The organism is Sphingomonas sp. (assembly GCF_019635515.1).
In the GTDB taxonomy this organism is placed as follows: Bacteria; Pseudomonadota; Alphaproteobacteria; order Sphingomonadales; family Sphingomonadaceae; genus Sphingomonas.
The window spans coordinates 827530-850131 of sequence record NZ_JAHBZI010000001.1 but is presented as its reverse complement, the minus strand read 5'-3'; the positions used below and the strand labels follow the sequence as shown (position 1 = coordinate 850131).

21 protein-coding genes and 1 tRNA gene are annotated in these 22602 nt (G+C 65.2%); 13 read left to right on the top strand and 9 right to left on the bottom strand.

Features of this window, described 5'->3' with window-relative positions:
* Positions 1-6: 6 nt before the first annotated feature.
* On the bottom strand, positions 7-345 hold the full coding sequence (locus KF730_RS04205) for a P-II family nitrogen regulator (RefSeq protein ID WP_294092475.1): 339 nt from the start codon (positions 343-345) through the stop codon (positions 7-9).
* Positions 346-573: 228 nt separating this feature from the next.
* Here KF730_RS04205 and KF730_RS04200 point away from each other — a divergent pair, with 228 nt between their 5' ends.
* The 3 genes from KF730_RS04200 (at position 574) to KF730_RS04190 (ending at position 2163) form a co-directional block, all read left to right on the top strand.
* Positions 574-795, top strand: a complete 222-nt coding sequence (locus tag KF730_RS04200; RefSeq protein ID WP_294092474.1) for a hypothetical protein — start codon at positions 574-576, stop codon at positions 793-795.
* Positions 796-910: 115 nt separating this feature from the next.
* A complete protein-coding gene (locus tag KF730_RS04195; protein ID WP_294092472.1) occupies positions 911-1330 on the top strand; it encodes a hypothetical protein in 420 nt (139 codons plus the stop codon).
* A gap of 14 nt (positions 1331-1344) precedes the next feature.
* The gene (locus tag KF730_RS04190; RefSeq protein WP_294092471.1) at positions 1345-2163 is read left to right on the top strand and encodes a ferredoxin--NADP reductase; all 819 of its coding nucleotides are present in this window, start codon (positions 1345-1347) and stop codon (positions 2161-2163) included.
* A gap of 5 nt (positions 2164-2168) precedes the next feature.
* Here KF730_RS04190 and map read toward each other — a convergent pair whose 3' ends face one another.
* Together map and KF730_RS04180 are read right to left on the bottom strand one after the other, a co-directional pair.
* Positions 2169-2993: a type I methionyl aminopeptidase gene (gene map / locus KF730_RS04185; protein WP_294092469.1), complete on the bottom strand. Its 825-nt coding sequence runs from the start codon at positions 2991-2993 to the stop codon at positions 2169-2171.
* Between the two features lie 24 nt (positions 2994-3017).
* Complete coding sequence (locus tag KF730_RS04180) at positions 3018-3941, bottom strand: MBL fold metallo-hydrolase (RefSeq protein WP_294092467.1); 924 nt, start codon at positions 3939-3941, stop codon at positions 3018-3020.
* A gap of 46 nt (positions 3942-3987) precedes the next feature.
* Between KF730_RS04180 and KF730_RS04175 the strand changes: the two genes are divergently transcribed.
* Both KF730_RS04175 and KF730_RS04170 read left to right on the top strand, forming a co-directional pair.
* Positions 3988-4743 carry a molybdopterin-binding protein gene (locus tag KF730_RS04175; protein WP_294095694.1) on the top strand — a complete coding sequence of 252 codons (756 nt, stop codon included), beginning with the start codon at positions 3988-3990 and terminating at the stop codon, positions 4741-4743.
* A gap of 105 nt (positions 4744-4848) precedes the next feature.
* Entirely contained in the window at positions 4849-6138 is a 1290-nt protein-coding gene (locus KF730_RS04170) for an amino acid permease (RefSeq protein ID WP_294092465.1), read from the top strand.
* 86 nt (positions 6139-6224) lie between these two features.
* Here the strand turns inward: KF730_RS04170 and KF730_RS04165 are convergent, their stop codons facing one another.
* From KF730_RS04165 to KF730_RS04155, 3 genes are all read right to left on the bottom strand, one after another.
* On the bottom strand, positions 6225-7811 hold the full coding sequence (locus KF730_RS04165) for an NAD(P)/FAD-dependent oxidoreductase (RefSeq protein ID WP_294092463.1): 1587 nt from the start codon (positions 7809-7811) through the stop codon (positions 6225-6227).
* Positions 7812-7814: 3 nt separating this feature from the next.
* Positions 7815-9200, bottom strand: coding sequence for a M20/M25/M40 family metallo-hydrolase (locus tag KF730_RS04160; protein ID WP_294092461.1), 1386 nt, complete (start codon positions 9198-9200; stop codon positions 7815-7817).
* 104 nt (positions 9201-9304) lie between these two features.
* On the bottom strand, positions 9305-10294 hold the full coding sequence (locus KF730_RS04155; protein WP_294092459.1) for a Dyp-type peroxidase: 990 nt from the start codon (positions 10292-10294) through the stop codon (positions 9305-9307).
* Positions 10295-10657: 363 nt separating this feature from the next.
* Between KF730_RS04155 and KF730_RS04150 the strand changes: the two genes are divergently transcribed.
* Positions 10658-11212 carry a mechanosensitive ion channel domain-containing protein gene (locus tag KF730_RS04150; RefSeq protein WP_294092457.1) on the top strand — a complete coding sequence of 185 codons (555 nt, stop codon included), beginning with the start codon at positions 10658-10660 and terminating at the stop codon, positions 11210-11212.
* A 152-nt stretch (positions 11213-11364) separates the two neighbouring features.
* Here KF730_RS04150 and KF730_RS04145 read toward each other — a convergent pair whose 3' ends face one another.
* On the bottom strand, positions 11365-11967 hold the full coding sequence (locus tag KF730_RS04145; protein ID WP_294092455.1) for a TetR/AcrR family transcriptional regulator: 603 nt from the start codon (positions 11965-11967) through the stop codon (positions 11365-11367).
* 145 nt (positions 11968-12112) lie between these two features.
* Here KF730_RS04145 and KF730_RS04140 point away from each other — a divergent pair, with 145 nt between their 5' ends.
* From KF730_RS04140 to KF730_RS04120, 5 genes are read left to right on the top strand one after another with little or no spacing between them, the layout of a single operon-like run.
* Complete coding sequence (locus KF730_RS04140) at positions 12113-14536, top strand: TonB-dependent receptor (protein ID WP_294092453.1); 2424 nt, start codon at positions 12113-12115, stop codon at positions 14534-14536.
* 16 nt (positions 14537-14552) lie between these two features.
* Positions 14553-15425, top strand: coding sequence for an alpha/beta hydrolase (locus KF730_RS04135; protein WP_294092451.1), 873 nt, complete (start codon positions 14553-14555; stop codon positions 15423-15425).
* A 59-nt stretch (positions 15426-15484) separates the two neighbouring features.
* A complete protein-coding gene (gene hchA / locus KF730_RS04130; protein ID WP_294092449.1) occupies positions 15485-16570 on the top strand; it encodes a glyoxalase III HchA in 1086 nt (361 codons plus the stop codon).
* Between the two features lie 16 nt (positions 16571-16586).
* On the top strand, positions 16587-17306 hold the full coding sequence (locus KF730_RS04125) for a PA1136 family autoinducer-binding transcriptional regulator (protein WP_294092447.1): 720 nt from the start codon (positions 16587-16589) through the stop codon (positions 17304-17306).
* Positions 17307-17327: 21 nt separating this feature from the next.
* Positions 17328-18101, top strand: a complete 774-nt coding sequence (locus tag KF730_RS04120) for an SDR family oxidoreductase (RefSeq protein WP_294092446.1) — start codon at positions 17328-17330, stop codon at positions 18099-18101.
* Between the two features lie 196 nt (positions 18102-18297).
* On the opposite strand, the gene KF730_RS04115 is transcribed toward KF730_RS04120, so the two are convergent.
* Positions 18298-18368 (bottom strand) — tRNA-Gly (locus KF730_RS04115).
* A 116-nt stretch (positions 18369-18484) separates the two neighbouring features.
* Here KF730_RS04115 and KF730_RS04110 point away from each other — a divergent pair.
* Positions 18485-19783: a M20/M25/M40 family metallo-hydrolase gene (locus KF730_RS04110; protein ID WP_294092445.1), complete on the top strand. Its 1299-nt coding sequence runs from the start codon at positions 18485-18487 to the stop codon at positions 19781-19783.
* Between the two features lie 151 nt (positions 19784-19934).
* Entirely contained in the window at positions 19935-21359 is a 1425-nt protein-coding gene (locus KF730_RS04105) for an aldehyde dehydrogenase family protein (protein WP_294092444.1), read from the top strand.
* Here the strand turns inward: KF730_RS04105 and KF730_RS04100 are convergent.
* Complete coding sequence (locus KF730_RS04100) at positions 21356-22501, bottom strand: tetratricopeptide repeat protein (RefSeq protein WP_294092443.1); 1146 nt, start codon at positions 22499-22501, stop codon at positions 21356-21358. The two genes, KF730_RS04105 and KF730_RS04100, sit on opposite strands and share 4 nt — an antisense overlap.
* Between the last annotated feature and the right edge of the window lie 101 nt (positions 22502-22602).

The window sequence follows — 22602 nt, the reverse complement described above, 5'->3', positions numbered from 1 at the left end:
GAGTAGTTAAATTGCGTTCTCGTTGCGCTCGCCGGTGCGGATGCGCAGCGCGGTTTCGACGGGGATGACGAAGATCTTGCCGTCGCCGATGCGGCCGGTTTGCGCCGCGGCGGCGATCGCCTCGACCACGCGCTCGGCGAGCGCATCCTCGACGACAACCTCGAGCTTCACCTTGGGCAGGAAATCGACGACATATTCGGCGCCGCGATACAGCTCGGTATGCCCCTTCTGCCGGCCGAAGCCCTTGGCCTCGGTGACGGTGATGCCGCTGACACCCACTTCGTGCAGCGCCTCCTTCACTTCATCGAGCTTGAACGGCTTGATGATCGCTTCGATCTTTTTCACGCGGCAGCACCCCTCAGGAATTCGGACGATCCCTTCTTCCCCATCGCGCGTCTTACAACAAGCGTGCCAGCCGCATTCCCGGCGCTTTCCCAGCGGACGAACCGGTGATGCGGGTCAACAACTGCCCAACAAATAAGCAGCGACCGCATCGCTGCCCGATTGCTCGGCACCCGGCAGGGAACAAAAATCCCCAAAATGGGTTTTGACGTTGGAACCTGGGATGCATGTATGCAGCTTTTACCCATGAACGTGCCCGCTGAAATCCATCGGTGGGTGAACAAGGATGCCGCGGACGTGATCGTCGCGCGCGGCCCTCTCGTCATCATGGCGCACGGCCTGATGGCGCTTGATCCCGCCGAGCGCGGAAGCTGCTGGATCGCGACGGCGGCGGGCGACCTCAGCCCGGGCGATGCCGAAGAGGCATTGCGTAGCTGGTCTAGGCGACACTGATTCCCTGAAAGCGCTGCAAGGGCGCCAGGAGGCGTTCTGAATCAGCTTTTGCCGGTTGACGGTTCGGCCACTGCATAGCTAATGCGAGTCAATCGCAATAACTAAGGGTATCGGCGTGTACCGTTTCATGGATCGTCCGGTGACCAGCCTGGCACCGGCCGAGCAAATCCTGCTCTGGTCGATGCGGAGCTGGGTGGCGGCGATGGCCGGACAACGCTGCCCCTGCGCGGCGCTCGGGCCGTCGTTCGAGCGCTGGCGCCTGGCAGACCTGCTCGGCAATTTCAACGTGGCGATGTTCCTGCTCAATGTGGAGGGTGCCGCACCACGCGTTTTCTGCCGCGAGAATTGCGCGCATGTCCGCGATGACGAAGCGGCGCTGCTCGTGCTGTTTCACGCCGCCGCCGATGGCGATCTCCGGCAGACGCGACGTCTCGCCGAACAGGCGGTCAAGCCCGAGGCGGTGACCCCATTCATCGCGGCGATCGGCGAAGTCGCCGATGTGCTGCGACGCGCGCCCGTCCCGCGCCCACTCTAGCTTCGGATCCCGAGATGACCCTGCACACGCGCCCGCCGGCGCTGCTTCCCGATCATGCCGCCTTCATCACCGCATCGGTGCGCTGGGTGAAGCATTGGAACGAGCATCTGTTCAGCTTCGCGATCGAGCGCCCGGCGAGCTTCCGCTTCCGCTCGGGCGAGTTCGTGATGATCGGTCTGGCGGGCGAGAGCGGCAAGCCGCTGATGCGCGCATATTCGATCGCGAGTCCGGCATGGGCGGACGAGCTGGAATTCCTGTCGATCAAGGTGCCAGACGGCCCGCTCACGTCGAAACTTCAGGCGATCCGTCCCGACGACCAGCTCTATCTCGGCCGGAAGCCGACCGGCACGCTCGTCGCCGATGCGCTGCTTCCGGGGAAGCGGCTGTTCATGCTTTCGACCGGCACCGGCCTCGCCCCATTTCTCAGCGTCGCGCGCGATCCTGATATCTACGATCGCTTCACGCAGGTGGTAATCGTCCATTCGGTGCGCAAAGTCAGCGATCTCGCCTATCATGACGAACTGACCGCGCAGCTTGCGAGCGATCCGCTGGTGCAGGAACAGGCGCTTCTCCAGTTCCATTATGTTCCGACGGTGACGCGGGAGCCGTTCCGGACGCGGGGTCGTATCGGCCAACTCGCGGAAAGCGGCGCGATGTTCGCCCCGCCGGTGATGGGCGAAACAGGCTTCAACCCCGAGACCGATCGGGTGATGCTGTGCGGATCGATGGAGATGATCCGCGATTTCGCCGGGATGCTCGAAAGGCTCGGCTTCGCGGAAGGATCGAATCAGGCGCCGGGCCACTACGTGATCGAGCGGGCGTTCGTCGGATAGTCCGCTCAATAGGGCGGGCGGTCGAGCCCCTTCGGGCTTTTCGTGAAAATCTCGCAGCCGTCCTCGGTGATCCCGATCGAATGCTCGAACTGCGCCGAGAGCGAACGGTCGCGCGTCACCGCGGTCCAGCCGTCGTCGAGCAGTTTCACGTCGGCGCGGCCGATATTGATCATCGGCTCGACGGTGAAGAACATACCCGGCCGCAGTTCCGGCCCGGTGCCGGGGCGGCCGGCATGGACCACCTCGGGCGCGTCATGGAACAGCTGCCCGACGCCATGCCCGCAGAAATCGCGGACGACGCCGTAACGGTGCTTCTCGGCATGGCTCTGGATGGCATGGCTGATATCGCCAAGGAAATTGCCCGGCCTGGCCTGCTCCAGCCCGAGCATCAGGCATTCATAGGTCACATCGACCAGCCGCCTGGCCTTGATCGGCACGTCACCGACCAGGAACATCCGGCTGGTGTCGCCGTGCCAGCCATCGATCATCGGCGTCACGTCGATATTGACGATATCGCCGTCCTTGAGCATCTTCTCGCCGGGGATGCCGTGGCAGACGACATGGTTGATCGAGATGCAGCAGCTATGCGTATAGCCGCGATAGCCGAGCGTCGCCGGCACGCCGCCGCCGGCGATCGACATCTCGCGGACGATATCGTCGAGCGCCGCGGTGGTCACGCCAGGCACGACATGCGGAACTAGCGCGTCGAGGATCTCCGCCGCCAGCCGCCCCGCACGGCGCATGCCTGCGAACCCCTCGGGCCCATGCAGCTTGATCGCGTGGCTGCGGGTCTTGGGCATATCGGGGGTCACGGCTACATATTCGGTCATGGCGCGCGATATAGGCGCAAATGCTCAGCCTTTCGAGAGGCAGAAGCGCTCGCCGGGCTCGGCCACGCCAAAGCCCGCCGCCGCGATCCGCGCCCGCGCCGGCGAATCGGCGAAACGCGCCGGATTGGTGTGGTTGAGGTGAATGAAGCGGATGCGGGCACGCACCGCCGCCGGCAAAGCAGCGAACCGCGCCATCGATGTGGTGATGCGCGGATGCGGAACCTTGGCCGCGACAGCCGGCGGCAGCTCGCTATCGTCGAAGAAGGTCGCGTCGATATAGGCCATATCCGCCCTGGCGATCATATCCTCGATGCGGATATGCATGCGGCTTTCCCACAGTTCCCAGCTATCGATATCGGGCAGATACAGCGCCCGCGCGGTCGTCCCGGCGACCATCAAGCCGACCGTCTCCGAATATTCGTCGCGGTGCGGCACGGCATAGGGGATCACCGCGATCCCCGATTCCAGTGTCGCCGGCGTGCCCTCGCTGAGCGGCTTGAGCGCGATATTGCCCAGCGCGACCAGCTGTCCCCACGGACCATTGTTGGTCAGGAACTTCGCCATGCGCGGCATCGCATAGACCGGAATGCCCTGCGATCCGGCGGATTCGCGGCCGAGGAACATCAGCCCGGCATAATGGCCGATATGCGCGTGGGTCAGGAAGATGCCGTCGATCCCCAGCCCCCTGCCCTTCGCTGGATCATGCGTGTCGAGCCACTGCAGCTGCTCGCGCAGATCGGGGGTCGCGTCGAACAGATAACGTTTGCCGGTGGCGTGATCGATCAGCGCCAGCGAGGCGGCGGTCGCGCGCAGCGCCGGGTTCCTCCACGCCGGGTCCTCGGGATGGCCGATCTGCGGCGTGCCGGCATCCTGCGAGGTGCCGAGCACCACCAGCTCGGCCGAGCAGGGCGCGGCGGCGAGCGCGAGCGAAAGAAGCGCGTTGAGCATGACGGTCAAGCTAGTCGGGCTCGAAGCTTCGGTCTATGCGGGAGGCATGAGCGAGCGCATCTGGACTGCGGCACTGGTGGTGATCGGCGACGAGATCCTCTCGGGCCGCACCCAGGACAGGAACATCGCCCAGCTCGCCACCTGGCTCAACGTCCAGGGCATCCGCCTCGCCGAGGTCCGCGTCGTGCCCGATGTCCAGGAAGCGATCGTCGAGGCGGTCAACACCCTGCGCGCGCGCAACGATTATCTCTTCACCACCGGCGGCATCGGCCCGACGCATGACGACATCACCGTCGATGCGATCGCAGCGGCGCTCGGCGTCGGCGTGACGATCCACCCGGCCGCCCGCGCGGTGCTGGAGCGCTATTACGAAACCCGCGGCGGGATCACCGATGCCCGCCTGCGCATGGCGCGCGTGCCAGAGGGCGCCGAGCTGATCGTCAACCGCGTCTCCGGCGCGCCCGGCATCCGCCACGGCAACATCTTCATCCTCGCCGGCGTGCCGCACATCGCCGCCGGGATGCTCGACGCGCTGACCGGCACGCTGGAGGGTGGCCGCCCGGTGTTGTCGCGCACTGTGGGAAGCTGGGTCGCCGAGAGCGAGATCGCCGATTTCCTCGGGACAACCGAGCGTGCGCATGAAGGCGTGGCGATCGGCAGCTACCCTTTTTTCCGCGACGGCCGCACCGGCGCGAATTTCGTGGTGCGCGCCACCGATCGGGCTACGCTCGACGCCTGTGCCGAGGCGCTGATCGCCGGACTGACCAGCAAGGGGCTCGAAGCGGTCGACGGCGGGATCTGAGTGTATGTGCTCCTGCAGCAGCGGGAGCCCAGGGCTACGAACGACAACGATATCGGCTCTAGGCTCCTGCTTCCGCAGGAGCACAACTGAGTTTCGGGGGGAACGATGAGCGACACCAATCGACGGCCCTTCGGCTTCTGGACCGCTACCGCCTTGGTCATCGGCAACATGATCGGCTCGGGCTTCTTCGCCTTGCCGGCGCAGCTCGCCCCGTTCGGTTTCACCAGCGTCGCCGCCTGGGTCGCGGCGATCGCCGGGGCGATGGTGATCGCCTGGGTGATCGCCGGGCTGTCGCGGGCGATGCCCGAGGCGACCGGCACGCTGGCGATCTGCGCCAGAGCGCTGGGGCCGCTCCCCGGCGTGCTGATCGGCTGGAGCATGTGGGTCGGCATCTGGTCGGCCAACGCCTTCATCGCGCTGACGGCGGTGCGCTATCTCGGCGTATTCTGGCCGCCGCTCGCTTCCTCGTCCTTCACCTTGGTGCTCGGCGCGGTCGGCCTGCTGTGGCTGATCACCCTGCTCAACCTGCGCGGCGCGCCGACGGCGGGGCGATTTCAGGTCGTGACGACGCTGATCAAGCTGGTGCCGATGGCCGCGATCATCCTGCTTCTCGCCCAGCTCGGCATCGGCGGCGGTCTCGCGCTCGACGCACACCCCCATGCCGCCTTTGACGTCAAGCAGCTCGCCCCCGCCGTGACGATGGCGTTTTTCGCGATGGTCGGCTTCGAATGCGCGGGGCTCTGCGCCGAGCGCGTCCGCGATCCCGGCCGCACCGTTACCCGCGCGACGCTGACCGGCGTCGGTGTCACCGGCCTGCTCTATCTGATCGCCTGCTCGGGCATCATCTTCGCGATGCCGCAAGAGGCGGTCGCGGGCGTCAATGCTCCGGTCGCCTTGTTCGTCGAAACCTTCTGGGGCCGCTGGGCCGGCCTCGCGGTTGCCGGCTTCGCGGCGGTGGCGGCGATCGGCGCGCTTAACGGCTGGGTGCTGCTCCAGGGCGAAGCCCCGCTCGGCATGGCCCGCGCCGGGGTGATCCCCGCCGCGATCGGCCGCACCAGCAGTCGCGACGTGCCGGTCGGTGCGCTGATCGCCTCGACCGCGCTGGCGAGCGTGCTGATCCTCAGCAACGTCTCGAAGGATACGTCGGCGATCTACGACTTCATGCTGCGTGTGACGACGGCGGCGACGCTCTGGTTCTATGCGGGTGCGTGCATCTCCGCGCTGGTCATCGGCGTGGCGCGACCCGCTGCGGCAATCGGCCTGCTCTTCGCTTTGTGGGCGATCTGGGGCGCTGGCTATGAGGCGATCGGGCTCAGCCTCGGCCTGATGGCGACGGCGGTGCCGCTCTACCTGCTGCGCGGCTCAGCCGAAAAAGCGGAAGAGGTTACCGCCTGAGTCTTCTGTCACCCCGGCCTTGAGCCGGGATCCCGCTGCCTTCGCCCACCGAAGAAGCGGGATCCCGGAACAAGTCCGGAAGACAGTCAGAAGATTTTCGCGAACAGGCTGCGATCCCGCAAAATCTCCCGCGCCGCATTGTGCCCCGGCGCGCCGGTAACGCCGCCGCCCGGGTGCGTACCCGCGCCGCACATATAGAGCCCGGCGATCGGCCCGCGATAATCGCCATGCCCCAGCACCGGCCGCGCCGCCCAAAGCTGATCGAGCGACATGTGCCCGTGCATGATGTCCCCGCCGGTCAGCCCGAACTTGCGCTCGAGATCGAGCGGCGAATGGATCTGGCGCGCGATCACCGACGCCTTGAAATTGGGCGCGTGCTGCGTGACCGTATCGATGATCCGGTCGGCCGCGGCCTCGCGGTGCGTATCCCAATCGTGATCGGGCGCGAATTGCTGGCAGAACAATGCCGCGACATGCTGCCCCGGCGGCGCCAGGCTGTCGTCCATCGTTGAGGGAATCGTCATCTCGACGATCGGCGCGTCGGACATGCCCCTGGCCTTCGCGCTGGTATAGGCCCGATCCATATAGTCGAGCGTCGGACAGATCATGATGCCGGCGGTGTGATGCTCGCCCTTGCCCGGCAGCACCGTGAAGTCGGGAAGCTCCGATAGCGCCAGGTTCATCCGGAACGTGCCTGAACCGGCTTTGTAGTTGTCGATCCGCCGCGCGAAGTCGGACGCCATGTCAGCGCGATCGACCAATTGCCGATACAGCAAAGCCGGCCCGACATTTGCCGCGACCACCTTCGCCGCGATCTCCTCGCCGCTCTCCAGCCGCACCCCCGCGACCTTGCTACCGTCCACCAGCAGCTTAGAGACCGGCGCCTCCAGACTGATCGCGACGCCCGCCTCGACGCACGCCTCGGCCATCAATTGCGTGATCGCGCCCATCCCGCCGATCGAATGCCCCCATGCACCCTTCTTGCCGTTCACTTCGCCGAAGACATGGTGGAGCAAAACATAGGCGCTGCCCGGCGTATCGGGGCTGGCATAATTGCCGACCACCGCGTCGAAGCCGAACGCGGCCTTGACGTACGCATTCTCGAACCAGCTATCGAGGAAGTCGCGCGCCGATTTGACGAACAGGTCCATCGTATCGCGCTGCGCCTCGATCGGCATCCCCGCCAGCTTGCGCCCCTGCGCCGCTGCCGCCAGCAAGGCGCGGATGCCCCCCCCGGCATTGGGCGGCGTCCTGAGCGCCATGTCGCGCAGCACTTCCGCGACGCGTTCCAGCGCGTCCTCATAGTGCGGAAAGGCTTCGGCATCCTTCTTCGAAAAGCGTGCGAACTCGGCGCGCGTGCGCTCGGCTCCGCCGCCCAGCTTCAGATAGCCGCCGTCATGCGGCAGGAAGTTCGAGATCTGCCGCTCCACCACGCGCCAGCCGCGCTGATGCAGCTTCATGTCAGCGATCACCTTCGGCCGGAGCAGGCTGACCGTGTAGCTCGCCGTCGAATTGCGGAAGCCGGGCGCGAATTCCTCGGTCACCGCCGCGCCGCCAACGACATGCCGCCGCTCCAGCACCCGCACGTTCATGCCCGCGCGCGCCAGATAGAAAGCGCAGACGAGCCCGTTATGCCCGCCGCCGATGATCAGCGCGTCGTAGCGCCTGGTCACGACCTACTTCGCAAGCTCTCTGAGAAGCGCGCGGTAATAGGTGATGGAAGGCCCGATTTCGCTGAGCGGCGTGCGCTCGTTCAGACCATGCGCGAACCCGTCCGACGACTTCATGAAGATCGGGCTGACTCCATAGCTCGGCACGCCCCGCGCGCGGAACCACATGCTGTCGCTCGCCCCCGCGGACATGCTCGGCACGATCGGCACGCCAGGGAAGCGGGCATGGATCAGCTTGCCGATCAGCTTCATGAGCTCCGGCTTGAGCGGCGACGCGTCGCTCGCCACGGTGCCGCTGTCGAGCTCGACGATCTTGAGCTCGGGATCGCCGACCACTTTGGTCAGGGTTTCCATCACCGCCTTGGTGCTCGTGCCCGGGAAGATGCGGCAATTGATGTTGGCGGTCGCCCGCTGCGGCAGCGCGTTGGTCGCATGCCCGGCCTGGACGGTGGTCGCCACGCAGGTGGTGCCGGTCTGGCCGGTCAGGCCGGGATAGGAGCGCAGATAGGCCAGCGCCTGCGGATCGTCCTTGTTGGCCAGGAAGCGGCGCGTCGCCTCGGCCATCGGCTTGTCGGCACTGGTCAGGCTGGCTTCGAAGCTGGCGCGGGTGATCTCGTTGATCTCGGCCGGGAACTGATAGGCGGCGATCTTGTCCAGCGCCCGCGCCAGCGAATAGATCGCGTTCGATCGGGTCGGCGCGCTCGAATGGCCGCCGGCGTTGGTGAAGGTCAGCTCGTAATCGGCATAGGTCTTCTCGGCGCCCTGGATGCCGAACATCACCGCCTTGCCGGTCTCGTCCAGTTCACCACCGCCGCCGTCGATATTGAGCAGCAATTCGGCATCGTGGAATTCCGCCGCCATCTTCTGCGTGGTCTTCATCGACGTCTCCTCGTCGCCCGATGCGAGCAGGAGGATATCGCGGCCCGGCTTGAAGCCTTCGCGCTTGAGCTGGAGCAGCGTCGCGACCATCGTCGACAGATCATACTTCATGTCGCTGGCGCCACGGCCCCAGATATAGCCGTTCTCAATCACCGGGGTGAACGGATCGCGGGTCCAGTCGGCCGGTTTGGCCTCGACCACGTCCATATGCCCGGAAATGTAGATAGGCTTCCTGGCGCTATCGGTGCCGCGATAGCGGACGACCATGAAGGCGGTGTCGTCGGACTTCTCGATGCGAACATCGTCGGCCGCAAATCCGCCCGCGACCAGCTGCCCCTTCAGATAGCTGGCATAATCGAAGGTCTGGTTGCCTTCGCCCGCCACCGTGCGGAAGGCGATGCCGCGCTTGAGCATATCGAGCGCCTGGCCCTCGGCCTGCCTGTCGCTCTGCGCCTGCGCGGCGGGAGCGGCGGTGAGCGCCAATGCGAGGAAAGCCGCGGCAGCGTGGCGCATGAAGGAGGCTCCGTTCAGGAAATTGGAGCGGGTGAAGGGAATCGGTCGCTATCATCCCTGCCCGCGGGCGGGCGTGTAGCACAATCTGTCACATTTAAAACTTGCTAGTCACCGCACAGGCCAGTGAGGACGCGCCGCGAGGGCGCGAAGAAGGTCGTTCCCGTCTTGGCGGTCGAAAAGTCGAGCAACCGGTCGTGGCTGCCCGGCGGATCCCCGATGAACATCCGCTCCAGCATCTTCTCGATCACCCACAGGCGCCGTGAGTAGCCGATGAAATAGGTGCCGAACTCGCCGCGCGCCGGGCTGCCGAACGGCATGTTATCGCGCAGGATGTCGTGCTCGACGCCCTGCTCGTCGACGATCGTCGCCAGCGTCTTGTGCGATTTCTGTTCCTGCGCGCCAGCGTCGGCCAGCTCGACATTGTCGATCTTGGTCCGGCCGATGATCGCCTGCTGCTGACCGGGATCGGTCGCGTTCCACGCGGTCAGGTCGTGGAGATATTTCTGGACGACGACATAGCTGCCGCCGGCGAAGTCCGGATCTTCCCGCCCCACCAGCGCGGCGTCCGGAATGTCGCTGCCGGCCGGATTGGCGGTGCCATCGACAAAGCCGAGCAGATCGCGCGCGTCGAAATAGCGGAAGCCCGACACGGCATCGACCACGCGGATCGTGTCGCCCAGCGCCGCCAGCAGCAGCCGTTCGAACTCGAAGCACAGATCGACCCGTTCGGCCCGGATGTGGAACAGGATGTCGCCCGGCGTGGCGGGCGCCACGTGCTTTGCACCCTGTATGGGCCTGAACGGATGCAGCTCGGCCGGCAAAGCTCCTGTGTCCAGCCGTCGCCACAGGTCGTGACCTATCCCGACCACGCAGGACAGCCGGCCGGCCAGATCGCGAAAGCCGACCGTCTTTATGAGGTCGTCGATGCCGGCCAGGGTTTCACGGACCGTCGCCAGCGCCTGGTCGTCAGCGCCGACCGTCACGACCAGGAACACCGCCGCCTGCGACAGCGGCGCCTCGACGCTCTGCGCGTCGATCGGTACCCTTTCCCAGGTCTGGCCGACCGTCGCGCCCGCGGCTTCGTCCATGCTCATGCCGCGATCGCTCGGACGGCGATCGACCTGGCCGCGGGCATGCCGTTGCGGGCGATCGCCTCCACCCGGTGGTTGTACAGCTTGTAGCCTGAATCGCCCTGCGACATCACAAACCCCTCACGATTTTGACGCGATCGTATCGCCCCGCAGTTGCGACGAACAGCCCAATCAACCGATGCGCCGGAAGCCTCGAATGCGATGGTCGCGCCGATTTCCCCGAAATGGTAGGTATTTTCGAATGCAGATGGATTCTCCGTTTCATTCCGGGCAGTGCGAATGCCCCGACGCCGAGGTCCGCTGGCGTATATGCGAACCGCGATGCCTGGCTTCGCGTCAACAACGTCAAGCCATAGGCCAGCGCTGATGGAACAGATTGCCGCGCCATTGCACTATCTCGATACCAGGACCTGGCTGGGTGCGAGCATCGTTGCCGCCCTGCTGTTTGCGACGGGTCTCCTCCTTTCCTGGCTGACGCGTCGCCTGTTCAGGACTGCGATTGCGCACGATCGATCCGAACGGATCGACCAGATTACGATTTCCTTCCTCAGCCACCTTGCGATCCTGACGATCTGGCTGTTGCTCGCGGCGTTCTACACCCATCTCGTCCCGGCGCTGACGCGCCTCAGCACCGCCTTGCTCGCGGGGGTGGGCCTGATGTCGGTGATTGTCGGATTCGCCGCGCAGACGACGCTCGGCAATCTGATCGCGGGTATCAGCCTCGTTCTCTACAAGCCGTTCCGCCGCGGCGACCGGTTGCAGGTCATCGCCCCGAACAAGGATCAATACGATGTCGGCGTCGTCGAAGACATCACGCTCGGGTTCACCATCCTTCGCACCGATGACGGACGGGAGATCATCATCGCGAACGGGACCATGGCGCAGCAGACGATGATCAAGCTTCCTGCCAATTCGCCGTGACGCCCTGCTCTACCTAACCTGCTGAATTAATTCTGTTTAGGTTTCAACGCGCCTTGTGCATGCAGAGGTTGGAGGACGCCTCCAGAATGCCTCCAGCATAAAGATGCGATCGAATTCCTCGCCGCCCATGCTGACGAGATTGGCCTCGACCGCTAATCCGTCTGCTGAGCCTCGTTCTCGTTGTCCAGCTCCGTTGAGAGGAACTGGCGAACGCGCGAGCGTAGCGCGGGCGATCGCGCACCCGGCAGGGAGCCGTCGGCTACTACATAGGCATAGATCAGGAAAGCGCGGGCTTCCGCTTCCGGAGCCGCAAAGCCGTTCGCGCGCAGCACCGACTCGAAATAGCGGATTCGGTACGCATCGATTTCCGCCATCGTCTTTGCCGCGCGCTCATCATGGTGCGCCCAGATCCTGATGGCCATCTCCATGCGCGCGCGATTGCGGACGTCCGCGCGCCGGAACGGCAGGTCGAGGATGCGCCGCAGCCGCTCGACCGGTGGCTCATTGATCTCGGCGAACGCGGTGAGCACATCCACGGTGGACACGCGCCGCCAGTATTCGAGCATCGCCGCAAGCAGCGCGTCGCGCGTGGGATAACGGGCATAGAACGCACCCTTGGTGACCCCCAGCCTGTCGGCCAGCGGTTCGACCCTCACCGCCGCGACACCGCCATTCGCGAGCATGTCGAAGGCTGACTCGATCCAGTCATCCTCCTCGATCCGGCTGACTCGCGGCTTGCGTGCTTTCGATGCCATCCGCCGTACATGGATGCAAAGGAAGCGCCGGTCAAATATGAATACGGTACCGTATGAACATGCTTGACAGTCTATTAGAATCGGGTGATCAATATTACATACGCCAAGGTACCAATAAGGCACCGGGCACACATGGGAGGGGATCATGACGAAGCTGCTTCATTCCAGGCATTGGCTGTACGGCGGCATCGCCGCCGCGGCGTTGCTGTCCGCTGCCTCGGCCTCGGCCCAGGACGCAGGGACGGGACAGCCCGCACCTCCAGGCGACCGCACGGCCGATCAGTCCGCTACGGCGGGCGATCCGGAAATCGTCGTCACGGCGCGGCGCCGGGACGAGATATTGCAGAACGTTCCGATCGCGATCACGGCCTTTTCGGGCGAGCAGCTTGAGCGCCAGGGCGCTCTCGATATCACCGATCTCGGCGAAACGACGCCGAACGTGACCCTGGAGACCTCGCGCGGCACCAACAGCACCCTGACCGCCTTCATTCGCGGCGTGGGCCAGCAGGATCCGGTCGCGGGCTTTGAGCAGGGCGTCGGCATCTATATCGACGACGTCTATCTCAACCGCCCCCAGCTAGCGCTGCTCGACATCTACGATGTGGAGCGGATCGAAGTGCTGCGCGGACCGCAGGGGACCCTCTACGGACGCAACACGATCGGCGGTGCGATCAAGTACGTCACCCGGCGGCTGTCGGACGATCCGGAAGCCAGCATCCGTTTCAATGTCGGTTCCTACGAGCAAATTGATCTGGTGGCGACCGCTTCGGCTCCAATTGCCGACGGCCTCAGGGTCGGTGCGGCCTTCGCCCGGTTGAGCCGCGGCGGTTTCGGTAAGAACCTCACGACCGGTGAGGCGAATTACAACAAGGACATGATCGCGGCCAGGGGAACGCTGGAATTCCAGCCTTCCGAATCTTTTCTCTTCCGCGTGTCGGGTGACTATACGTGGGACGACAGCAAACCGCGCGGCGGACACCGGCTCCTTCCCAGCCTGCTTACGCTGGCCCCGGTTCTGAACAACGTGTTCGACACGAGGGGCGGACTTGATACGCCGAAGCAGAAGGTCAAGGGCGGCGGCATCGTCGGCCGCCTGGAGATCGGGCTTGGATCAGACCTTACGCTTCGCTCCATCACGGCGTACCGGAAAGACAGCTCTTTCGGGCCGATCGACTTCGATGCGCTCCCCACCGTCGATGCGGACGTGCCGGGCCTCTATGAGAACAGCCAGTTCAGCCAGGAACTCCAGCTGGTGGTCGAACACGGACCGCTGAACGGCCTTATCGGCGCCTATTATCTGAACGCCGACGCGCGAACCGCCTTCGACGTTCGGGCATATACCACCGGAAACCTGCTGGCGCTTCCCGGCCTGACGCTGGGAACGGACAGCAAGATCGCCAGCGAGACCTGGGCTCTGTTCGCTGATTTCAGCTATGACTTCAGCGACCGGTTCAGCCTGTCACTCGGGGGCCGTTATACCGACGATCGGCGCCGGGGAGACATCGTCCGCCGGACCTACATCCTGGGCGGCTCGCCCGATTTCGGCGGCGCCGCCCCGTTCGGCGTCGGGACCGCAGTCGCGATCACTTCCAATTTTCAGGCCAAGCGCCGGGACACGGCGTTCACGCCGCGCGCCTCGCTTTCCTTCAAGCCGAACGCCAATCACAACCTGTACGTCAGCTACTCGCGCGGCTTCAAGGGCGGGGGGTTCGATCCCCGCGGCCAGACATCGCAGGCCCCGGTCCAGACGCCCGCGGGCATCTTCGACTATATGGCGTTCGAGCCGGAGACGGTCGACAGCTACGAAATCGGCTGGAAGGGCAATGCGCTCGATCGGCGCCTCACCTGGTCGATCGCCGGATTCTATGCCGACTATAAGGATGTCCAGATTCCCGCATCGATCCCGTGCACGGTCAGCGGCGTCGCGAGCTTCTGCGGTCTCACCTCAAATGCCGGCAAGGCCGCCTTCAAGGGACTTGAACTCGAAAGCGCGTTCCGCGTCGCCGAGGGCATGGCGGCGGGAGGCGATCGCCTCACGCTGTCAGGGTCGCTTGGCTATCTCGACGCCAGATTCAAGGAATTCTTCAGCGTCGTGGCTTTTGGGCCGGACAGAACGCCGATCGTGCCGGCGGCACAAAGGGATGTGTCCGATTACCGCTCGATCCAGAACACGCCCAAATGGACCGCGAGCGCGACACTCGATTACGATGTGCCGGTCGGGAGCGGCCGCCTCAACTTCAACACCACACTCTCCTATCGTGGCAAGAGCCAGCAGTTCGAAAGTCCGATTCCAGGCCTCGACCAGGGCGCATTCTCACTTTGGGATGCGAATTTGGTGTGGCGGGCGCCGGGCGGCCGCTGGTCTCTCGGCGTGCATGCCAAGAATCTCACTGACGAGCGCTATATCCTCGGGGGGTACAACTTCTTCAACCAGAACCCGTTCACGGGCGAGTTCATCCTGCCCAACGGGCAACCTGGCTTGTCGTCGGCCGTGGGACGGGAAGGCATCCTGACGGCATTCTACGGGAACCCCCGCCAGATCTTCGTATCCGCCGGCATGCGCTTCTAGTCGGGCGGCGGAATCGATGAGTGGTTTCGTGGAAAGGTTCTGGTCGTCCCAGGACGGTCTGAACCTTTTCACCAGGGACTACGGCGGCACGGGCGGGCCCGCGCGCTTGCCCGTCATCTGCCTTCACGGGCTGACCCGCAACAGCAGCGACTTCGAGGAGCTGGCGCCGTTCCTGGCGGCGGGCGGCCGGCGCGTGCTTGTTCCCGACGTCCGCGGCCGGGGCAGGTCGGATCGGGGTCCCGATCCGCGCAGCTATGTGCCGTCCGTGTACGCACGCGACATCGCGCGCATGATGGACCTGCTGGGAATCGCGCGCGCCGTGTTCGTGGGCACGTCGATGGGCGGCATCATCACCATGTTGCTCGCCGCGCGGCACCGCCGACGCATCGCGGCGGCGGTGCTGAACGATGTCGGCCCGGAAGTGGCGCCCGAAGGCATAGCGCGGATCAAGTCATATGCGGGAAAGCCCGTCACCATCCGCACCTGGGACGAAGCGACGGCCTATATCCGGCGGATCAACGAAGGCACCTTTCCGAACTTCGCCGATGAGGACTGGCGCAAATTCGCGCATCGGACATTCCGGGAACAGGACGATGGCGTCCCCGTGCTCGATTACGATCCGGCGATCGCCGTGCCGCTCGCCGCGGGCAACTTCAAGGCCTCATCGCCGCTGGCATGGCTGCTTTTCCGCCGTCTCGCGCGGACGCGGCCGACGCTCATCATCCGTGGACAAGCGTCGGACATACTGAGTTCCGCCATCGCCGCGAAGATGAAGGCCAAGGCGCCCGGGGCCATGCTGGTCGAGGTGCCGGGCATCGGTCATGCCCCGACGCTGAGCGAGCCCGAGGCGCGCGATGCCATTCGCCGCTTTCTCGAGACGGTGCCGTGAGGATCGGATTGCGGAGTTGGGTGCGCCAAGAGCTCTGAAAACCGCGGGCGGCGAGGCCTATGGCTATCCGCTCCTCGGCAAGCATCTGCTGTCGACGATTCCGCAGCACCCTTGCCGGACACATCGCCTCGGGCCGGATCAGCCGCTACGCCGACTGCGCGCGCCGTTACGCCGCAGCTTCCGCAGCCTTCACGATCGGTTCGACAAGTCTGTCGCTATTGAGGGAAAACCCCCATTGTCGGGTCGACCGGGAACCGTATCCTGAAACGACTTTACGGAATGGAGGATCCCCGATGGCCGGAATGGTGGAAGACGACAAAGAACCGCAGCCCGATCCGGCGGAGAAGGGTGCGTATTTTCCCTCAAGCTATTCGCTGAGCCAGTTCACCTCGCCGAAGTCCGACCTGAGCGGCGCGGACTATCCGGCTCCCTATCAAGGCGCGAAGAAGGTGCTGATGATCGGCGCCGACGAACGCTATCTGCTCACCGACAACGGTTCCTTCTTCTCGACCGGCAATCATCCGGTCGAGACGCTCCTGCCGATGTATCACCTCGACAGGGCGGGGTTCGCCTTCGACGTGGCGACCGTGTCGGGCAATCCGGTCAAGTTCGAGTTCTGGGCGATGCCGTCCGAGGATCAGGAAGTGCAGGGTTTCTTCGACAAATATCATCCCCATTTCAAAGAACCGCTCAAGCTGGCGGACCTGGTCTCAGGCGGCCTTGACGACTATGCCGCGATCTTCATCCCCGGTGGCCACGGCGCTTTGATCGGCCTGCCCGAAAGCGAGGATGTGAAAGCCGCGCTGGAATGGGCCGCTGCCAATGACCGTTTCGTGATTTCGCTCTGCCACGGACCCGCCGCCTTCCTCGCGGTCGGGGACAGCGACATCTATCGCGGATACAGGATTTGCGCTTTTCCGGATGCGCTCGACGCCCAGACGCCGGACATCGGCTATATGCCCGGCCATCTGACGTGGAAGTTCGGCGAGAGGCTGAAGGCACTGGGCTTCGAGATCATCAACGACGGGATTTCCGGCGCCGTGCATCGCGACCGCAAGCTGCTGACCGGGGACAGCCCGCTGGCCGGAAACGCGCTCGGCAAGCTTGCCGCCGAGGCGTTGCTCGCGGATGTCGCCGTCGTTTGATGGGCCGGGCCGGTCGATGAGCGCGGTCGCGGCGGATTCGGCTTTCCGGAGCGTCCTCGTCATCGAGGGGGCCGAGGATATGGCCGCGATCGAAAGCGCCGTCCGCGCCTTCGCCGGGCCGCTCGGCTACGATCGGTTCGTGCTCTTCTCGGCATCGGCCGCTCGGGACGAGGTGCTCCAGAGCATCTACTGGGTCGAGGGCGACTGGTTCGGCGACGGCCAAAGCGTCGACGCCGAGACCTATATTCGGCGCTGTCCGGTGACGCGGCATATCCTCGAAGCAAACGAGCCGTTCTTCTGGACCAAGACGGCGGGAAACGGCGGCGACCTGTACCGGATCGTTCGCGCCCCGCGCGGGCGCGGGATTCACGGTCTCCAGATCCCCGTCTTCGGCCCGATGGGACTGGAAGGCGCGATGAGTCTCGGCGGCGAGCGGATCGACGCATCGCCGCAAGCCCGATTGGCGCTCGGGCTGATCGCGGAGGCGGCCTTTCGCGCGGCGCGCACAATACTGGAATCGCCCGCCACTGACGGCTTCGGCACCTTGTCGGAGCGCGAGCGGGAAGTTCTCGCCTGGACCGCCGCCGGGCGGCGGCAGATCGACATCGCCGCCACGCTTGGCCTGTCCGAGCGCACGGTCGAAAATCATCTGCGGCGCATCCGCAAACGCCTGGGCGTTTCGACAACCGCGCAGGCGGTCCGGGTCGCGATCCGCAATGGGGAGATTACCGCCTAGCATCGGTTCGGGAGAAACAAGATGAGCAAGACCGTCCTCATAACCGGCGCCGCGTCCGGCTTTGGCCGCGGTGTCGCGTTCGGCCTCGCGAAACGGGGGCATCGGGTGATCGCGGGGTGCCAGATATGGCCGCAGGTCTGGGAATTGCGGAACGCGGCAAAGGCGGATGGCGCCGATATGCAGGTCATCAAGCTCGATGTCCTGAACGAGATCGACCGGACCAAGGCGCTCGGTATCGAAATCGACGTGCTGTTCAACAATGCCGGGATCATGGAATCGGGGCCGATGGCCGAGATTCCGATGGCGGTGTTCCGGTCGGTCTTCGAGACGAACGTCTTCGCCGCGCTGGAACTGGCTCAGGGATTCGCGCGCGCCATGGTCAGGCGCGGCGCCGGCCGGATCGTCTGGACCTCCTCGGTCGCCGGGCTGGTCAAGGTGCCGTTCGACGGCGCCTACGCGGCATCGAAACACGCCGTCGAAGGGATCTGCTCTGCGATGCGCGAGGAACTGAAACCCTATGGCGTCGAGGTGGTGACGGTGAATCCCGGCGCCTACCGGACCGGCTTCAACGACACCGGCATGGAAAGCATGGATCAGTGGTGGGACCAGGGCGAACGCGTGGTCGCCCACTGGCCGGTTCGCGCGCTCGATCACCAGCACGATCCGGCGGAAATGATCGAAGCGATCATCGACGTGATCGAGGCCGAACACCCACCCTATCGAACCGTGCGCCCGGCGAGCGCCGAGGCGATGGTGCGAAAGGAGCAGGAGGACGCATGGACGATCCGCATCTGACCATGGAGGCTCGGCACGACTTCGTCATCGCGGCTTCAGGCGTCGGCGGCCAGTCTCGCGGAAGCCAGTGACTGCCTTGTCAGTGATTCTGAAGGAAGTTTGCTTCCATTTGTGCAGGCACGCATCTTCCAGTGCCGATGGACTTATATTTAACGCACTAGAATATCATGATGATTTGAGCGGCCAGTGCCAGGCGAGCGGGTGAAGGGAATCGAACCCTCGTCGTAAGCTTGGGAAGCTTCTGCTCTACCATTGAGCTACACCCGCATTTCAAGGCTTTGGCCGGTCGCCCGAAGCCGCGCTTGAGAACGCGCCTGTGACACGCTGCCCGCAGGCGCGTCAATGGGTAGCGTTGCCGCGATCCGCGCACTAACCTCGCGGCCATGTTCCGCATCCTCCTCACCGCCGCCGCGCTTGCCGCCGCCCTTCCCGCCCATGCCCAATTGTCGAAGGCCGAGACCGCGATGGTCGCCACGGTCGACAAGGAGAGCGACCGCACGATCGCCTTGCTCGAACGGATGGTGAACCAGAATAGCGGCACGCTGAACCTGGAGGGCGTGCGGGCGATGGGCGCGATGCTCCAGCCCGAGTTCGAGGCGCTGGGCTTCAAGGTCGCGTGGATCGACGTGCCCGAGACCAAACGCGCCGGCCATTTCGTCGCCACCCACAAGGGCAGTGGCAAGGGCAAGCGGATGCTGCTCATCGCCCATATCGATACCGTGTTCGAAGCCGGCTCGCCCTTCCAGAAGTTCGTGCGCGACGGCGACAAGGCGGTCGGCCCCGGCGTGGTCGACGACAAGGGCGGCATCGCGGTGATCGTCGCGGCGCTCCGGGCGATGCAGCAGGCCGGCACGCTAAAGGGCGCAGACATCATGGTGATGCTGACCGGCGACGAGGAGAAGACCGGCGATCCGATCCCGCTCGCGCGCCGCGATCTGGTCGAGGCCGGCAAATGGGCCGATGTCGCGCTCGAATATGAAAATCTCGCGCAGGAGGACGGCAGGGAATGGGGCACAGTCGCGCGGCGCAGCGCCAATAACTGGACGCTCACCGCCACCGGCAAGACCGGGCATGGCGGCAGCGTGTTCGGCCCCGATCTCGGCTATGGCGCGATCTACGAGATCAGCCGCATCCTCGACCACTGGCAAAGCGAGCTGCGCGAGGAGAATTTGACCTTCAACGTCGGCGTCATAGCCGGCGGCACTCCGGCGAGCATCGATGCCGATGGCGTCAAGGTCCAGGCATCGGGCAAGACCAACGTCATCCCCGCCCAGGCGATCGCCCGCGGCGATCTGCGCAGCCTCAGCCCCGAACAGGATGCGAGGGCGCGCGAGAAGATGCAGGCGATCGTCGCCCAGCATCTGCCAGGTACCAGCGCGACGCTGACCTTTCAGGACAACACCCCGCCGATGGCGCCGACCGAAGGCAACCGCGCCTTGCTCGCGCGCGTCAACGCGATCAACCGCGACATGGGCCTGCCCGAGATGGCCGAGTTCCCGCCCGCCAAGCGCGGCGCCGCCGATTCGAGCTTCGTCGCCGCCTGGGCCGATACGCTGGCCGGCATGGGCCCGATCGGCGGCACGCTCCACGCCGAGGGCGAATGGCTCGATCTGCCGAGCATTTCGACCCAGGCGAAGCGCAGCGCGATCCTGATGAGCCGGCTGGCGCGGGAGAAGCGCTGAGCGATACGCCGCCGTCCGGGTGAACGCCCGGATAACCGGGCGCGGAAGGCCGGAAAGGGTGCGCCTGCCCGGTCCGGCAAGGTTGCATCTTGCAACCCGCGCCGCGCCGCGCCATCTCGCATACCGAAACTTCTAAAATCGGAGCGGGACCATGCGCAGCTATCTCAAGCACTATATCGACGGCGCATGGGTGGAGAGCGAAGGCGGCACCCGCCACGACGTGATCAACCCGGCGACCGAAGAGCCGACCGCCGAGATCACCCTCGGCACCGCCGCCGATGTCGACAAGGCCGCCAAGGCCGCCGCCCGCGCTTTCGAGACCTTCTCGCGCACCTCGGTCGATGAACGCATCGCGTTGCTCGAACGCGTGCTGGAGGCGTACAAGGCCCGCGCCGGCGACATGGCCGAGGCGATCAGCCTCGAGATGGGCGCCCCCGTCAGCCTCGCCCGCACCGCGCAGGTCGGCTCGGGCATCGGCCATCTGATGTCGGCGATCCGCGCGCTCAGGGAATTCAGCTTCGAAGAGACGATCGGCAACAGCCTCGTCGTCCATGAGCCGATCGGCGTGGTCGCGATGATCACCCCGTGGAACTGGCCGCTCAACCAGATCGTCTCGAAGGTCGCGCCCGCGCTCGCCGCCGGCTGCACGATGATCCTCAAGCCCAGCGAGGAAGCGCCGGGCTGCGCCGTGATCTTCGCCGAGGTGATGGACGCGGCGGGCGTTCCGGCGGGCGTGTTCAACCTCGTCAATGGCGACGGACCGGGCGTCGGCACCGCGCTCAGCACCCACAAACTCGTCGATATGGTCAGTTTCACCGGCTCGACCCGCGCCGGCGTGCTCGTCGCCAAGAACGCCGCCGATACCGTCAAGCGCGTCCATCAGGAACTGGGCGGCAAATCGCCCTCGGTGATGCTCGACAGCGCCGATCCCGCCGCCGCGGTCAAGGGCACGCTGTTCTCGGTGCTGATGAATTCGGGGCAGAGTTGCATCGCCCCCGCGCGCCTGCTCGTGCCCGAGAGCAGGGCCGCTGAAGTCACCGCCATCGCCGCCGAGGTCATGAGGGCGACCCAGGCCGGCGATCCCGCCGAGGAAGGCCGCCATATCGGCCCGGTCGTCAACAAGGCGCAGTGGGACAAGATCCAGGGGCTGATCGCCAAGGGTATGGAGGAAGGCGCCACGCTGGAAACCGGCGGCCCCGGCCGCCCCGACGGCATCGAGACCGGCTATTTCGTCAAGCCGACGCTCTTCTCGGGCGTGACCAACGACATGACCATCGCCCGCGAGGAGATCTTCGGGCCGGTCGTCACGATCATCCCGTACAAGGACGAGGAAGACGCGATCCGCATCGCCAACGATACCGATTATGGGCTGTCGGCGGTGCTGTTCGGCGATGCCGATGGCGTCCGCCGAGTCGCGCCGCGCCTGCGTGCCGGCATGGTCTATGTGAATGGCGGCCAGCCCAGCCCCGATCTGCCGTTCGGCGGCTACAAGCAATCGGGCAATGGCCGCGAACATGGCAAGTTCGGGCTCGCCGAATTCATGGAAGTGAAGTCGCTGGTGGGGGCGCTGGCTTAGGAGCGCTTGAGCGCATCGCGTTTGCGCACCGTTTCGCGCAATGTCGGATCGAGCGATATCGCCTTGTCGAACGCCGCCAGCGCGGCGGCGATGTCGCCTTGCTGCAGATACGCATCGCCGAGGCTGTCATAGGCGTTGGCGGAGTCCGGATGCTCGGCGATCACGCGCGTGAATATCGCCAGCGCGGCCGGATAATTATCGACCTTGAGCAGCTCATAGCCCAGCCAGTTCATGTCGTACGCGGTATCGGCGGCGGCTCCCTCCGCCGTCGCCCGGAACGCATCGTACATCGCCAGCAATTCCGCGGAAGACTTGCCCGGCGCAGCGGCGAGCATTGCCAGCGCCAATGCCGTCGATCCGGACGGATGCACCTCCGGCGCCGTGAAGATGGCGGGATCGGCAATCGTATTGGCTTCGATCGAGGCCCAGATCTCACCGAACAGCACATGCCCGTCGGCGATCGCGATCTCCTCCGAACGGAACGGCATCAGCACCCCGGCGACGGGCCGCAGATCGCTCAGCACGCGCACGGTATCGACGGCATCGCCGCGCGCGTGCACCGGCAGGCTCACGCGCTGCATGCGCAGGCGATAGGTCCGGGCGTCGAAATAAAAGGTTTCGGACGGGCAGCCCGGATGATCGATCCGCACCGCTTCGGTCTTGATGCCGAGCAGGGTCTGCCGCCCCAGATAAGCCGCCGAAAAGCCGCGCTTCCGGTAATCGACGAACAACGGATCGAATTGCGCGCCGCAGATCAATGCGCTTCTCGCCTTGTTGACCGCATGCACCAGCCGCTGCCTCGGCCCGTTGAGCTCCCAGCCGTCACTGCCGTCATAGCCTTCGACGATGCGTCCGAATTTGCCGTCGCAGCCCGGCAAGGCGGGCACGCAGCCCACCACGCGCAGATTGGGCCGCATCCGCGTCATCAGCGCGTTGCCGGAACCGCCAGTGGCGAATTCCTGATGATAGGCGCCTTCATAATGCATGCCGCGCAGCACCAGCGAGGTGCGAGCACGAATCTTCTCGATCCCGCCCATCGCAGCGATCGCCTTGCCGATCACCGCATCCGCGCGGCTGCCTTGCGCATGCGCAGGCGCGGCGGCCAGCATCGCCAACAAGATGGTGGTCTTCAGCACTCTCATCGTGTCACTCCGCCGGGGCCATTGCCGGCATATTGACTACATCCGTAAACGATCCGAGCACATTGTCACAAACGTCCCGGCAAGACGGTCGGATGGCCGAC